12 protein-coding genes are annotated in these 14350 nt (G+C 73.2%); 8 read left to right on the plus strand and 4 right to left on the minus strand.

The window, feature by feature from the left end:
• Nucleotides 1-212 precede the first annotated feature (212 nt).
• A complete protein-coding gene (locus tag OG439_RS46440; RefSeq protein ID WP_247061574.1) occupies nucleotides 213-467 on the minus strand; it encodes a hypothetical protein in 255 nt (84 codons plus the stop codon).
• Nucleotides 468-1023: 556 nt separating this feature from the next.
• Complete coding sequence (locus tag OG439_RS46445; RefSeq protein WP_326946699.1) at nucleotides 1024-1917, minus strand: ornithine cyclodeaminase family protein; 894 nt, start codon at nucleotides 1915-1917, stop codon at nucleotides 1024-1026.
• 43 nt (nucleotides 1918-1960) lie between these two features.
• Between OG439_RS46445 and OG439_RS46450 the strand changes: the two genes are divergently transcribed.
• The 3 genes from OG439_RS46450 to OG439_RS46460 are packed head-to-tail and all read left to right on the plus strand — an operon-like array spanning nucleotide 1961 to nucleotide 3913.
• Nucleotides 1961-2572: a pentapeptide repeat-containing protein gene (locus tag OG439_RS46450; RefSeq protein WP_326946700.1), complete on the plus strand. Its 612-nt coding sequence runs from the start codon at nucleotides 1961-1963 to the stop codon at nucleotides 2570-2572.
• A gap of 28 nt (nucleotides 2573-2600) precedes the next feature.
• A complete protein-coding gene (locus OG439_RS46455) occupies nucleotides 2601-3200 on the plus strand; it encodes a sulfite oxidase-like oxidoreductase (protein WP_326946701.1) in 600 nt (199 codons plus the stop codon).
• A complete protein-coding gene (locus OG439_RS46460) occupies nucleotides 3170-3913 on the plus strand; it encodes a ferredoxin reductase (RefSeq protein WP_326946702.1) in 744 nt (247 codons plus the stop codon). Before OG439_RS46455 ends, OG439_RS46460 begins: the two co-directional genes overlap by 31 nt.
• A gap of 186 nt (nucleotides 3914-4099) precedes the next feature.
• On the opposite strand, the gene OG439_RS46465 is transcribed toward OG439_RS46460, so the two are convergent.
• Together OG439_RS46465 and OG439_RS46470 are read right to left on the minus strand one after the other, a co-directional pair.
• Nucleotides 4100-6613 (minus strand): helix-turn-helix transcriptional regulator, encoded by a 2514-nt coding sequence (locus OG439_RS46465; protein WP_326946703.1) that lies wholly within the window; start codon nucleotides 6611-6613, stop codon nucleotides 4100-4102.
• Nucleotides 6610-7755: a molecular chaperone DnaK gene (locus OG439_RS46470; RefSeq protein WP_326946704.1), complete on the minus strand. Its 1146-nt coding sequence runs from the start codon at nucleotides 7753-7755 to the stop codon at nucleotides 6610-6612. The genes OG439_RS46465 and OG439_RS46470 overlap by 4 nt, the downstream gene beginning before the upstream one ends.
• A 299-nt stretch (nucleotides 7756-8054) precedes the next feature.
• Between OG439_RS46470 and OG439_RS46475 the strand changes: the two genes are divergently transcribed.
• The 5 genes from OG439_RS46475 (at nucleotide 8055) to OG439_RS46495 (ending at nucleotide 14331) form a co-directional block, all read left to right on the plus strand.
• Nucleotides 8055-9050: an IniB N-terminal domain-containing protein gene (locus OG439_RS46475; RefSeq protein ID WP_326946705.1), complete on the plus strand. Its 996-nt coding sequence runs from the start codon at nucleotides 8055-8057 to the stop codon at nucleotides 9048-9050.
• Between the two features lie 92 nt (nucleotides 9051-9142).
• The gene (locus tag OG439_RS46480) at nucleotides 9143-10924 is read left to right on the plus strand and encodes an isoniazid inducible protein IniA (protein WP_326946706.1); all 1782 of its coding nucleotides are present in this window, start codon (nucleotides 9143-9145) and stop codon (nucleotides 10922-10924) included.
• On the plus strand, nucleotides 10921-12123 hold the full coding sequence (locus tag OG439_RS46485; protein ID WP_326946707.1) for a GTPase: 1203 nt from the start codon (nucleotides 10921-10923) through the stop codon (nucleotides 12121-12123). Before OG439_RS46480 ends, OG439_RS46485 begins: the two co-directional genes overlap by 4 nt.
• Before the next feature lie 124 nt (nucleotides 12124-12247).
• On the plus strand, nucleotides 12248-13789 hold the full coding sequence (locus tag OG439_RS46490; RefSeq protein WP_326946708.1) for an acyl-CoA synthetase: 1542 nt from the start codon (nucleotides 12248-12250) through the stop codon (nucleotides 13787-13789).
• Nucleotides 13789-14331, plus strand: coding sequence for a TetR/AcrR family transcriptional regulator (locus OG439_RS46495; RefSeq protein ID WP_326946709.1), 543 nt, complete (start codon nucleotides 13789-13791; stop codon nucleotides 14329-14331). Before OG439_RS46490 ends, OG439_RS46495 begins: the two co-directional genes overlap by 1 nt.
• Nucleotides 14332-14350: the final 19 nt, after the last annotated feature.

Raw genomic sequence — 14350 nt, forward strand, 5'->3', positions numbered from 1 at the left:
CCGTCGGTTGCGGGTCGACAAGGGCCTTCGTGACCAGCCCGGACGGTTTCGCCCGGTGCCTGGCGCCTGCTTCGTCACATGCGCCAGGCAGTCGTGCGCGTTTCGCTGTCAGTGTGGTGAGCGCTGTCAGTGTGGTGAGCCACCTGCCGTCACCGGAGGGGTCGGCGACGGCAGGCGGCAGTCCAGTGGAAGGCGCGGGCTGCGAGCGCCCGTCACCGACCGGCGAAGCGGGCGATGATGCCCGTGACGACCAGCCAGAACACGGCGGCCAGACCGAAGTCGAGGATCACGGCCAGGCTCGGGTTGCTCACCGGGAACAGGCCCGGCCAGAACAACGCGAGAGGAACGGCCAACGACTTGATGAAGACGAAGAAGGAGTTACCGGCATTCGCGCCGGCGAGCACCATGATCATGTAAAGAACTTCGATCCCCGCGAAGATCGCGCCGATCGCCGTGATGACCCGCACGGCCGTGTTCCGTCGAGTGGTGGTTCGCCAAGGAGACATGCCGCCGAAATTCCCGGATTGGGTGACCTGTCAAACGCTTCAAGCCCCAGATTGCGCCGTTTGGCCGCTGTTATTGCTCTCTGCTGGGCCACTGGCACGCTCAGTGAGCCAGAATCCGCCTTTAGCACCCTCAATCCGCCAAGGCACGCCCTCCGCCACGGGCCGGCGACCCTCACCGGCGACTCAAGACGCCCATCCACCGCCAGTTCCTCGCGACCGCCCCCCGATACCCCGAAAGGCCCCATCCTCGCTCACGCGGCTCGTCACCTTCGCGCGCTCGACGAACCCCTTCGCCGAGCGGCCGTGGAGTGGTCTAGTCCTGACATCGCCCTCGAAGAATGGAGCACGACCGGTCCGCCTGGTTCTGGCGACTTGAACGCCGGTCAACGAGGCAGTCGTCGCTCACGCCCGCGTGGCCGCCTACCCAACCCCCGAAAGGCCCCACCCGCGCGCCGTCCTCATTCACGCCCGCGTGACCGCCTACTCCTGCCCGACAGATCCATCCGCGTGGCGGCGCTCAACGACCCGCTTCACCGAGCAACCGCGCGATGGCCCAGTCCTGCACCGCGACCCCCACGGACTTGAACACGGTCCGCCCATCGACCACCGGAGGTTCCCGAAGCGCGTTCCCCAGCTCCACCAGCGAATCCCGCGAAACCAGCCCGCTGTCCACCGCGTGGATCACCTCGCCTGCCTCCTCCAGGACGGCGTCGACCTGGTCCACCACAACACAATCAGCCGTCGCGAGCAGCTCGGCGGGCAGTTCCCGCATCGACGGCAGGTACGACCCGATCGCGTTGACGTGGACGCGCTCCGGCAAGGCGTCGACGTCGAAGAGAGGAGTGGCGGACGAAGTAGCACAGCAAACGATCTCCGCGTCGGACACCGCGTCCTCGACGCTCGGTGCCACGCGCACGCCGGGGAACTCGCCTCGCAACCGGTCGGCGAACTCCGCGGCCCGTGCCGGCGAACGTCCGAAGACCGTCACCTGCCGGATGGGGCGGACCGCCGCCACTGCGCGGACCTGATCCGCGGCCTGGGCGCCGGTGCCGATCACGGCCAGGCGGCTCGCCTCGGGCGGGGCCAGCAGGTCGGTGGCGACGCCGGACACCGCGCCGGTGCGCAACGTCGTCACCGCGATCGCGTCGGCGACCAGCTGTCCCTCGGTGGTGTTCCACACCAGGGTCCCGAGGATCATCGGGTCGCGGCCGGCGACGAGGCTGAGCGTCTTCACCGCCGTCCGGCCGGTGGGGGTGTGGCAGGCACTCATGACGAGCGTCGTTCCGCCGTCGAAGGACAGGCGTTGCGGCACCTCGAAGTGGCCCGCGGCGAGGTCGAGGAACGCCTCCCGCACCGCGTCGACCGCCGCTCGCATCGGCACGGCCGCTCGGACGTCGTCCGCGTCCAGCATGCTTCGGCACCTCCTCGTCGTCGGTGGCCGCTAGCCTGGCCGAGTGTCCGATGCCACGCAAGATCCACCCGTCGAGGACCAGCGCTTCTCCCGTGACGACTGGTACGGCGAAGAGCTCGTCGGGCGGCATTACGCGCGGTGCGAGTTCCACGAGGTCGACCTCTCCGAGGCGGTCGTCCGGAACTCGACGTTCACCGATTGCGTGTTCGGCAACGTGCGCTTCAACTCGTCGCGGCACACCGACTCGGCCTTCACCGGGTGCGCCTTCAAGAGGTGCAACTTCTTCGACGCCGAGTTCACCGGCTGCAAGCTCGTCGGGACGACGTTCACCGAGTGCGAGCTGCGGCCGCTGCGGGTGACCGGCGGCGACTGGTCGTTCGCCGGGCTGGTGGGCGCCGACCTGCGGTCGGTCGCCTTCCACGGCGTGCGGATGCGGGAGGCCGACCTCACCGGGGCGAACTGCGGCGACGCGGTGTTCGCCAACGTCGACCTGTCCGGGGCGACGCTGCACGCCGTCAAGCTGCCGCGCGCCGACCTGCGGGGCAGCGACCTCTCGGCGCTCGACCCGCTGAACGCCGAGCTACACGCGGCGATCGTTTCACCCGAACAGGCTGCGGTGCTCGTCACGTCGCTCGGGCTTCAGGTGCGGGCTTAGACTCATCGGCAGCAGGAGGGAGAGCCGGATGGGCGTCGTGACACCGGGGTTCCGGGGCCGTGCCCGCAGCGGCGACCCGCGCCTGCCGCCCGGGCAGTACCTGGCCGAGGACTTCCCGGTGCTGTCGGCGGGCCCGACCCCGCGCGTGCGCACCGAGGCGTGGGAGTTCACGGTCACCACCGAGACCGGTGAGAAACACGCCTGGAACTGGGCCGAGCTGACGGCTCTGCCCAGCGAGAAGTTCACTGTGGACATCCACTGCGTCACCCAGTGGTCCAAACTGGACACCCGGTGGCGGGGCGTCCCGGTGGACACGCTGGTCGGCGGGCTCGACACCGCGGCCGACTACGTGCTGGTGCACTCCTACGGCGGCTACACCACGAACCTGCCGCTGGCCGACCTGCTCGACGGCCAGGCCTGGATCGTTTACGAGTACGGCGGCAAGCCCCTGACTCCCGAGCACGGCGGCCCGGCGCGGCTGCTCGTGCCGCACCTTTACTTCTGGAAGTCCGCGAAGTGGGTGCGCGGGCTGGAGCTCAAGACCCGCGACGAGCCGGGCTTCTGGGAGAACGTCGGCTACCACGACTACGGGGATCCATGGCGCGAACAGCGGTATCAGGGCGACTAGCCTGGCGGGTCGCCCGCCTGGCCGGGTTCCGCGACGAAACCCCCACAGCCCGCACGCTCGTCTTCGACCTGCCGGGCTGGCCGGGGCACCTCGCGGGACAGCACGTCGACGTCCGGTTGACCGCCGCCGACGGCTATCGCGCGCAGCGCAGCTACTCGCTCGCCGCCCCCGCCGACGGTGACCGGATCGAACTGACGGTGCAGCGCGTCCCCGACGGGGAGGTGTCCGAACACCTCACCGGCCCGTACGCGATCGGCGACCCGGTCGAGATCCGCGGCCCGGTGGGCGGCTGGTTCGTCTGGCGGTCCGCCGACCCCGAACCGGTCCTGCTGGTCGCCGGCGGCTCCGGCATCGTGCCGCTGATGGCCATGGTCCGCGCCCAGCGCGCGGCAGGCGTCCGCACGCCGTTCAAACTGATCTACTCGCTGCGCACCCCGGCTGAGCTGTACTACGCCGACGAACTGCGCAAGCCGGTCGCGGGCCTCGATGTCACGTATGTCTACACGCGCGAGCTGCCCGACGGCCGCGAGGGGATCCCGCGCCGCATCGACGTCGCGACGCTCAACACCGCGGGCTGGCCCGCCGAGTTCGGCGCGACGTCCTTCGTCTGCGGCCCCACGGGCTTCGTCGAGACGGTCGCGGACATCCTGGTCGCGCTGGGCCACGACCCCCACCGCATCCGTACCGAACGCTTCGGCCCCAGCCGCGACTGACCGCCCCGCGCGGACGCCGGGCCTAGGCGGTGTTCTGCGAGTCAAGCTCGCGGTCTTCGCGCCCAGGCGGCCCCTGACGGCACGGGCGGGATCACCCGAGTACGGCCCAGTACGAGGGTGACCCGCCCGCACCGTCAGGAACCACCTGGATCACGAAGCCCATCGAGCAGACTTGCAGGACACCGCCTAGGGGGCGTCGGGGCGGGACAGCAGCTCGCGCAACGTCGCCAGCAGCTCCCGGCGGTCCGACGCACCCAGCTTCCCGCGGATCCGGGCCATGTGGTGCTCCACCGTCTTGCTCGAGATGAACAGCTTGCTGCCCGCCTGCTTGTACGTCAGGCCTTCGACCACCAGCCGCGCGACTTCGAGTTCGCGCTCGCTCAACGCCGCGAGCCCGGTGCCCGAGGACGCCGGTTCCGCCGCACCCGCCTCGCGGCGGACGCCGGTGCCCTGGAACTGGCGGGCCGCCTCCAGCAGCTGGACCATCGCCTTGCGGTCGGACGTGCGGATCGCCGCCTGGCCGGCCAGGCGCGACGCGTCCCAGCGCAGCCCGAGATCGTGCAGCTCCGCCGCGGCCGCCGAGATCTCGTCCGGGGCGAACGTGCCGCTCAGGACCGCGAGCCAGCCGCGGGCCGCGGTGGCCAGTGCGCTCGGGTGGCGGCCGCAGTGGGCGTGGGACGTCAACGTCGCCAGGTGCGCCTTCGCCGCTTCCGCGTCTTCCAGCGTGATCGCCGCGTGGAGTTCGTGCCAGACCAGCGAAACCGTCCACAGTGGAGGCTCGCCGAGGCGGGCCAGCAGGGTGTGGGCGCGTTCGAGCTGGCCGGCGAGCTTCGCGTGGGCGCCGGTGCGGGCCGCCGCGATCACCAGCTCGCCCAGCGGCAGCAGCGTGAACAGGTCCGTCTGCTGGCGCATCGACGCCTGGTACGCGCGGTCCCACGACCGCTGCAGGCCGACCAGGTCGCTGGAGCGCCGGGCCAGCCCGAGCTCCAATGTCGTGAAGAACATCTCGTCGCGGGCTTCCAGCGGCCGGCCGGCGACGGCGTCGCGGTGTCCGGCCGCCGTCGCGAGGTCGCCCGCGGTCATCGCCACCCAGCCCAGCAGCAGGCGGTGGCGCACCGCGAGGAGGTCACCGCCGATCCGGCCGTCCAGGGCGCGAGTCAGCACGGACTCCGCCAGGGCCAGCTCGCCGGTGTGCAACGCGGCGAGCGCGGCCAGCGCCGCGGGGCTGTCGGGCAGCAAGGTGCCGCCCAGCGCCGGTTCCAGCATCGCCGCCGCGCCGAGCAGGGTGGACAAGGTCTCGGTCGCACAGCCGGACACCGAGTCGGCGATACCGCGGGCCATCCGGGTGGCCGCACCGGCGAACAAGGTCGGCGCAACGCCGGGAGCGGGGGAGTCGAGCAGCCGGCGGGCACCATCGAGGTCACCGGTGCCGACCAGGGCCATCACCGCGAAGGCATCGGTGCCACCCCGCCCCGCTGGGGAGCCGGGGCCGGTGCCGCGGCCCGTCGAGTGCCGTGGGTCGGTCCACCCCGCCGGGGAGCCGGTGCTGTGGCTCGTCGAGTACGGGTCGGCCGCGTGCTGGCCCGGGGTCTGCCCGCCCAGGGCGGCCCACTGGTACAGCTCCGCGCCGCGGGCCAGTTCGCCTCGGTGGGCCAGCACCGTGGCCGCGATCTCCGCGCCCGCCGCGCGGGTTTCGGCGTCCGGGGCGCCGAGCATGCCGTCGCCGAGGCGCAATGCCGTGTCCAGGTCGCCCGACAGCGCCGCCGCGCGGGCCCAGCCCGCGGTGACCGACGCCGAACGGTCGCCCGCTTCGGCCGCGGCTTCGAAGAGCCTGGTTGCCAGGCGGGCGTCCGTCGGCAGGGCTTCGGCGGCCGCCGCGGCGAAGGCGGCCGCCGCCGACGTGCCCGTGCTGCCCGTGCCCAGCAGCGAACGCGCCAGGTCGAGCACCGGGAGGCCGTTCGCCAGCTGCAGCTCGACCAGCCGCTGCACCGTGGTCAGCCGGCGCGCCGGCGGGCCGAAGTCGCGGACGGCGGCCGAGGCCAGCGGCAGCAGCGTGTCGTCCGGGGCGAGCAGGCCCGTCGCGCGGGCGCCGTCGACGATGCCCGGCAGCTGGTCGGGCGTGCGGTCCAGCAGCACGCACAGCAGGTCGAGGTTGCGCCCCGCGCCGGCTTCCGCCGCGATCAGGTACCGCAGGACGTCGTCGTCGAGCTCGTCGAGCTCGGGCCGGAACTCTTCCAGCCGCCCGAGCAGCGCGCGCTCGGCCAGCCGGGGCACGCCACCGCTCACCCGGTGCAGCTCGGCGGCCGCGGCCGGCTCGGCCGGGGTGCCCGTCAGCGCCTCGACCAGCCGCGCGACATCGTTGACGCCGAGCGGGGCGAGCTGCAGCAACGTCCAGCCGGCCGCGACCGCGGCCGGGCGGTGCGCGACGACGATCGGGCCGTCGGCGCCCGCCAGCAGCTCTTCGAGCTGGTCGGCGTCGATCCGGTCGGCGTCGTCGACGAGCAGCGCGTCGGCGCCGGCGTCCCGGTAGGCGCGGGCGAGCGCGGCGAGCAGCACGCTCTTGCCGTAGCCGCCGGGGGCGACGACGGCGATCCGCAGCGGCGCGGCCGGGTCGGCGGCGACCTGGCGGAGCAGCTGCCGGGCCGCCGGGTGCACGGGGACGGGGTGGAGCGAGGCGGCCTGCGTGAGCAGAGTGTTCAACAGTGACCTTCACCGGAGGGGGCGCCGGGAGCGGCGCAGTGGCTCGGGGTGGACTGGCTCGGAGCCGGGGGCTGGTCGGGGCCGGCGGTGGCTTCGCGGGCGGTGATGGTGATCAGGACGGCCGAGACGGCCGCGGCGAGCACGAGGACCGCGGCGGCGAGGGGACGCCGTCGCCGGAACAGGTCCATCGGGCCGGTGCGTTCGGGGAGCTCGAACGGCGTGATCTCGACCGGCGGGCGGGGTGGCCGTTCGCCGAGTTCACCGAGCGTGTCCATCTTGGGGAGCAGGGTGGTCTCGACGGCGGGGGGTTCCTGGGCGGTGCCCCGGCCCTCGGCGCGCAGCCCGGCGAGGGCGGCCGCGCCGAGCGCGGTGGTGGCCGGCGGAACCGGTCCCGCGAACATCGGGCACGGCGGCCGGGCGGGCAGCGCGTGCGGCGGGACGTCACCGCAGAAGACCACGCCGGCGAGGCCCCGCGGGGACGTCGACGCGGAGCCGGCGAGCGCGAACAGCGTGCTCAACGCGGCCGCCGGGGACACGCCCTCGGCGCTCGCCCCGATCTGCCAGCCGTTCGCGCCGCTCGGGGTGGCCAGCGTGACGCTCACGCCGTCGGCGCCGAACTCGCAGACCCCGGCGCCGGTCACCCCCGGGCCGGGCACGGGCAGGTGCGCGCCGAGCGCCGCGATCGAGCCGGGGACCAGCGTGACCGCGGTGAACCCGGCGTCGGCCAGTGCTCGCCGCAGCACGTCACGGCGGTAGCCGCCCCAGTCACCGGGGTGCGTCATCACCAGGTGCTGCGGGGGCCCGCCGAACTGGTTCTCGGCGTGCTCGGCGATGCCTTCGACGAGCACGGTGGTCAGCGTCTCCGGCGGGAAGGACTCGCCTTCGACGACCATCGGCACGTCGTCGCCGATGCGCCGGTGGAAGCCGGTGAGCAGCCGGGACGGGACCCGGGTGCCCGCCTGCGCCGCCGCGTCGCCGGTGAGCAGGTACCCCTCGTCGTCCAGGAACAGCGCGGACGCCGCGGCCGGGGACCGTTCACCCAGCCACAGGGGTTCGGGGGCACCCCAGCCGGGGCCGTGGCGGTGGCTGATCGCGGCGTGGGTCCGCCCCTGGGCCACATCGATCCCGAGGACGTAGGGCAACGGCGCTTCCTCCTCACCTCGCGGGGCCGATCGGGGGCGGCAAAGCCCCCTAGGGCTCGGGGCATCCTCACCCAAACGGGTTAGTCAGGCAAGGGTCTGGGGGGATTTAACCCAACTGCGAGCATCTCGGATGAGCCCCTAACTCCCTAACGATGACATATCGATCCCCTATCGGCTGAGCCGGATGCGACTCGGAGTGATCCCCGATGTGCGTGGGGGACCGGCTCCCTAACTTGGCGATGGACACCGGTCCCAGCGGCCGATGCCGTCCCCCGAACCACCGGATCAGGAGAACCTCCATGGACTCCGTGCAGACGTTGCACGATTTCGCCCTCAACCTGCTCAACGACCCGACCGCCCTCGCGGCCTTCGGGACGGACCCGCAGCAGGCGCTCGCCCTCGCCGGCCTCGGCGACGTCAGTGCCGCCGACGTGCACGAGGTCATCCCGCTGGTGCTCGACTACGTCCCGGTCGACAGCCTCCCCGCCGTCGGCGGTCTCCCGGTGGTCGGCGACCTGACCTCGCTGGGCACCGACACCACGGGCATCCAGGGCGCGATCGACCAGCTCACCGCCCTGACCGCGGGCCTCGGCCTGCCGGCCACCTCGGTGCTGCCGGGTGTCGGCGACCTCGGTGTCGGCGGCGTCGGCGAGCTGCCCGTCGTCGGCGACCTCGGCCTGCCGGCCAGCGCGGTCTTCGGCGGCCAGCAGCTGTCGAGCGTGACCGACGTCACCAACGCCGCGAACGTGACGGCCCTCGCGGGCAGTGTCACCAACTCCCTCGGCCTGGGCGGCGACCTCGCCCACGGCATCGACGCCGGTTCGCTCGGCCTGGGCAGTGCCGTCACCGGCGCCGTCGACGGCCACAACGGCGTCGGCCAGGTCGAGCAGGTCGTCACCGGCGTCACGGGCACCGTCGCGGCCCCGGTCCACGGCGGCGACCTGGCCGGCGCCGTCACCGGCGCCGTGAGCCCCGTCGGCGAGGTCACCAACCACATCGGCGACTTCACCGGCACGCTGAAGAACGTGGGCGACCTCGACGTCAAGCACGTCGGCGGCGACCTGACCAGCGCGGTGCAGAACAGCCTCGGCGACATCACCCACAACACCGTCACCACGGTGACCGGTGCCGTCGGCGGCGTCGACCACAACGCGGTCGGCGACATCGCGAGCAACAACGGTGTCGACGCGGTGCACGACGTGGTGTCGGGCGTCACCGACAACCTCAGCCACAACGCGCTGGGCAACATCCACGTCGGCGACCTCGGTCACAACGACATCCACCTGGGTCACTGATCCCCTCCGGTGCCCGTTCCGCGGTCAGGGTGCGACCGCGGAACGGGCACCCGGCTCGCGCCCATCACTCGTACGGGGGAGACTCCTTCGTCGTGACCGCCCCAGCTTGGCTCGAAGTGCTCAACGAGACCTTGGACGCGTGCCGCACCCACGGCCGCGCCGATCTCGCCGAGCTCCTGCGCAGACGCCGTGACGCCCCCGCCGAGCAGATCCGGCTGGGCGTGCTCGGCTTTCCCAAACAGGGCAAGGGCTACCTGCTCAACGCCGTCCTGAACGCGCCGGTGTGCGCGGTCGGCGACGCCGCCACCCCCGCCGTGCCGACCGAGATCGGGTACGCCGACGAGCCCGCCGCCACCCTGGTCGGCCGGTCCCTCGAACGCATCCCCGTCGCGGTCGAACGGCTCACCGGCGAGCTCGGCGCCCGGCCCGCCGGCACGCTCAGCCGCGTCGAAGTCGGTGTGCCCCGCGAACTCCTCTCGGCCGGGCTCGTCCTGGTCGACACCCCGCCGGTCGGTGACCCGCGCTCGCCGCGCACCGCCGCCGCGCTCGACCTGCTCGCCGAAGCGGACGCGGTGATCCTCGTCTCCGACGCGACCGCGCCGCTGAGCCCCGCCGAGCTCGCGCTGGCCCGGCACGTGCGCACGTGGTGCCCGCACGTCGTGCTGGCGCTGACCAAGATCGACGCCTCCCCGGGCTGGCGCGCCGTCGCCGAACGCGACCGCGCGATGCTCGCCGAGGCGGGGATCGACGCGCCGGTGCTGCCGGTGTCCGCCGTCGTGCGCCAGGCCGCGGCGAAGGCGGGCGACGCCGACCTCAACGCCCGCTCGGGTTTCCCCGAGCTGCTCTCCTGGATCGCCGAGCAGGCCGCGCGGCCGCCGGAGCAGTCCCGCGCGCTGCTCGCCGCCGTGGGCGTGCGCGCCGCCGCCGCGGAACTCGTCGAATCCCTGCGCGACCGCGCGGACGCCGCGGGGCAGGACGCCGGGCTGGGCCAGGCGGCGCTGCTGCAGCGGGCGCAACGCCGGGCCGACGACCTGCGCCGGCAGAACACCCGCTGGCAGAACCTGCTGTCCGACGAGATCACCGACCTGCTGTCCGACGCCGAGTACGACCTGCGCGAGCGGACCCGCAAGATCGTGAACACCATCGACCAGACCTTCGACGACGGCGACCCGGCGAAGGTGTGGGACGAGTTCGCGCCGTGGCTGGACGGCGCGCTCGCCGAAGCCGTCGACACCAACTACACGTGGCTCGCCGACCGGGCCGAGTGGATCGCGCAGGCGACCGCGGCCTGCTTCGGCGCCCAGTACGAGGGCGCGCTGCCCGACCTGCGGCTCGACGGCCCGGGCATCGACGCCCTCGACGACGTCCGCCGCCCGAAGATCGACAAGTTCAAGGTCGGCCAGCAGGCCTTCACCGGCCTGCGCGGGTCGTACGGCGGCGTGCTGATGTTCGGCCTGGTGACCAGCCTCGCCGGGCTGCCGCTGATCAACCCGGTCTCGCTCGGCGCCGGCGCGGCGTTCGCCGCGAAGACGATCAAGGACGAGGGCGGGATGCGGCTGCAGCGCCGCCAGGCCGTCGCCAAGCAGGCCGCGCAACGGCACGTCGACGACGTCTTCCTGCGCTTCGGCAAGGAATGCCGCGACGCGATCCGCGTCGTGCAGCGACGCCTGCGCGACCACTTCACCGGCCTGGCCGAAGAGCTCGCGGACGAGCTGACGCACGAGCGCGAGACGATCCTGGCCGGCACGGCCGAGCGCGAGCGGCGGACGGTGCACATCCGCCGCGAGATCGACCGGCTCGCCGGCCTGCACCAGCGGGCGGGGGAGCTCGGCACGATCGCCGGCCGGACGACGCGGCGGGAGCTTTCGGCGTGACCCAGGACGTCCGCGACCTGCTGGCCGCCGCGGCCGGGCTCTACCGCGACGACCCGCGCGCGTCGGCGTTGCTGCTCGACTGCCAGCACCGGCTGGAGCAACCGCTGCGCGTCGCGTTCGCCGGGGCGCCGTCGTCCGGGAAGACGACCCTGTCCGCCGCGCTGGGGGAGTGGCCGACGCGGGCGCTGCGCGACCTCGTGCTGCTCGACGACCCGGGCCCGGCCGACGACTTCCCCGACGCGACGGTCCGCCTGGTGCGCCACCTCGAGCCGGACGAGCTCGCCGCCGCGCACCCGCCGGGCGGCTCGGCGTTCGCGCGGCAGAGCGCGGTCAACTCGGTGCTGGTGCTCTCGCGGGCCGACGAGGTCGGCGCGGGCCGCATCGACGCGCTGCTCACGGCGAAGCAGCTCGCGCGGCGGGCGTGGCGCGAAGACCCGCTGTGCACCGGGTTCCTGGGCGTGATCGCCGTCGCCGGGCAGCTGGCCTACGGCGGACGTTCCCTGCGTGACGACGAGTTCGACCTCCTGGCCGCGTTCGCCGCGGTGCCGCGCGAGGAACTGGAACGGCACGTGCTCTCGGTGGACTCGTTCACCGACCCGGCGTTCCCCGGCCCGATCCCGGTGGAGACGCGCCGGTCGCTGATCGTGCGGTTCGGCATGTTCGGCGTCCGGCTGGCGTTGACGCTGATCCGCACCGGCTGCGACGACCGCGTCAAGCTCTCGGCGGAACTGGTCCGCCGCAGCGGTCTCGGCGAACTGCGCGACACCCTGGCCGGCTGTTTCGTCGCACGGGCCGAAGCGTTGAAGGCGCGCACGGCGGTGATCCGCCTGGAAGCGTTGCTGGCGGCGCAACCCCGCGCGGGCGGCGACCGCCTGGTGTCGCGAGTGGAGCGCTTCGCGGCGGCCGCCCACGACTTCCGCGAGCTGCGCCTGATCGCCGACATCCGCGGCGGCCGCACGGCGTTGTCGGGCGAGCCGGCCGAGGAAGCGGTGCGGTTGCTGGGAGCCCAGGGCACCGCCCCGGCCGACCGCCTCGGCCTGGAAGCGGACGCGGACCCCGGCGAGATCTACGACTCGAGCCTGGACGCGCTGCGCCGCTGGCGCCACGAGGCCGAGCGCCCGGACCGCCCCCACGCGGAACGCACCGCGGCGCACGTCGTGGTCCGGTCGACCGAGGGGCTGCTGGCCCTGTTCGGCTGACGCGGCAAGGAAAACACCGACCGCTCACCTGACCCGGCGATCCCTGTCCGGCCTTGACGCGTGTCCGGGCGCGACGCACCATAGAGCGGTCTACGGTCCAGCGCCGGCCCGAAGGGAACCCGCCATGCCCGATGACCACCGCCCCCGGGTCCGGCTGCTCGGCGAGCTTCTCGCGCACTGGGCGCGGGAACGCGCCACGGACACCGCGCTCGTCTACGGCGACCGCGCGTGGACCTGGGCGGAGCTCGACGACCGCGTCCGGCGGCTGTCGGGTGCGCTGACGGCGGCCGGGATCGGGCACGGTGATCGCGTCGCGTTCGTCGACAAGAACCACCCCGCCTGCCTGGAGACGACCTTCGCGGCGGCCGGGATCGGCGCCGCGAACGCCGTGGTCAACTGGCGGCTCTCCGGCGACGAACTCGCCTACGTCCTGGCCGACGCCGGCGCTAAGGTGGTCTTCGTCGGCGCCGAGCTGCTGCCCGCCGTCGAAGCGGTCCGGGACCGGTTGCCCGCCGTCGAGCGGGTGGTCGTCGTCGGCGGGGAAGACGACCAGTACGAGCCGCTCCTGTCGGCGGAACCCGCTGCGCCGCACGAACTCGACGAGCACGACGGCGTCCTGGTCATGTACACCAGCGGCACCACCGGCTTCCCCAAGGGCGCCGTGCTGACCCACCGCAGCATCCTCTCGCACGGCCTCGCCGCGGGCACCGCGTTCCCGATCGGGCCGGGCGACGTCAACCTCGTCGCGATGCCGCTGTTCCACGTCGGGGGCAGCTGCTACGCGGTTTCCGGCTTCCTGTACGGCGAACCGTCCTACCTGACGCGCGAGCCGGACGCGGCCTCGCTGTTCGCCGCGCTGGCGGCCGGGATCACGCACGCTTTCCTGGTGCCCGCCGTCGTCGCCGGCATCGCGCAGGCCGGCGACCAGGCGATGCAGGCGTTCTCGAAGCTGCGCTACCTCTGCTACGGCGCGTCGCCGATGCCGCTCCCGTTGCTGCGCAAGGCGTTGGCCGCCTGGCCGGACGTCAGGTTCGCGCAGGTCTACGGCATGACCGAGCTGTCCGGCGCGGTCACCGCGCTCGACCCCGAGGCACACCGCGACGACTCCCGCCCGGACCGGCTGGCCTCCGCGGGCACCGCACTGTCCGGAGTGGACATCCGGATCGTCGACCCCGTCACGCTCGAAGACGCCGCCGCCGGTGAGGTCTGGATCCGCACCGACCAGCGGATGGCGGGCTACCTCGGCAATCCCGAGGCGACCGCGGAGACCATTGTGGACGGCTGGGTGCGCACCGGCGACGTCGGCCGCCTCGACGACGGCGGGTTCCTGTTCCTCGAAGACCGCGTCAAGGACATGATCATCACCGGCGGCGAGAACGTCTACTCGCCGGAGGTCGAGCGCGTGGTCGCGGAGTTCCCCGGCGTCGCCGAGGTGGCCGTGATCGGCGTCCCGGACGATCGGTGGGGCGAGCAGGTCAAGGCCATCGTCGCCGGCGACCAGCTCGACGCCGGCAAGCTCATGGAGTTCTGCCGCGAGCACCTGGCCCACTACAAGTGCCCGCGCAGCGTCGACGTCGTGGAAGCGTTGCCGCGCAACGCGACCGGCAAGATCCTGAAGCGCTCGCTGCGCGAGCCGTACTGGCGGGACCGGAGCCGGAACGTCTGATGCCGCCGGTCACGCGGCGGGCCTACTTCGAGGCCGCGCTGAAAGCGCTGGCGGAGCACGGGTTCACCGAGCTGAACGTCGGCCGGCTCTGCCGCGACCTCGGCGTCACGAGCGGATCGTTCTACCACCACTTCGGCGGCTGGCCGGGGTTCGTGGAGCAGCTCCTGGACCACTGGGAGAACCGGCAGGTGCTGATCCTGCGCGAACGGGACTTCGGCACCGGGGGCCCGTCGGCGGACTTCGCCGCGCTGATGGACCTGACGCTCGGCCTGCACCACGAGGCCGAGGCGGCCATCCGGGCGTGGGGGATGAACGACGAGAGCGTGCGCGCGGTGCAGAAACGCGTCGACGAGGCCCGCGTCCGGACGGTCGGCAAGGCGGTCACGGGCATCGTCGGCGACCGCGAGCTGGCCCGGACGCTGACGTCGCTGGGCATGGCGATGCTGGTGGGCCACCAGCAGCTCGCGTCGGCGGGGGAGCACAGCGAGCTGGCGGCGCTGCTGGCCGAGTACACGCGGCTGGTGCACTCCCGCGGCTCGTGAGTGGTCAGGGCGGTTAGAA

It is taken from the genome of Amycolatopsis sp. NBC_01307, assembly GCF_035975215.1.
Taxonomy (GTDB): domain Bacteria; phylum Actinomycetota; class Actinomycetes; order Mycobacteriales; family Pseudonocardiaceae; genus Amycolatopsis.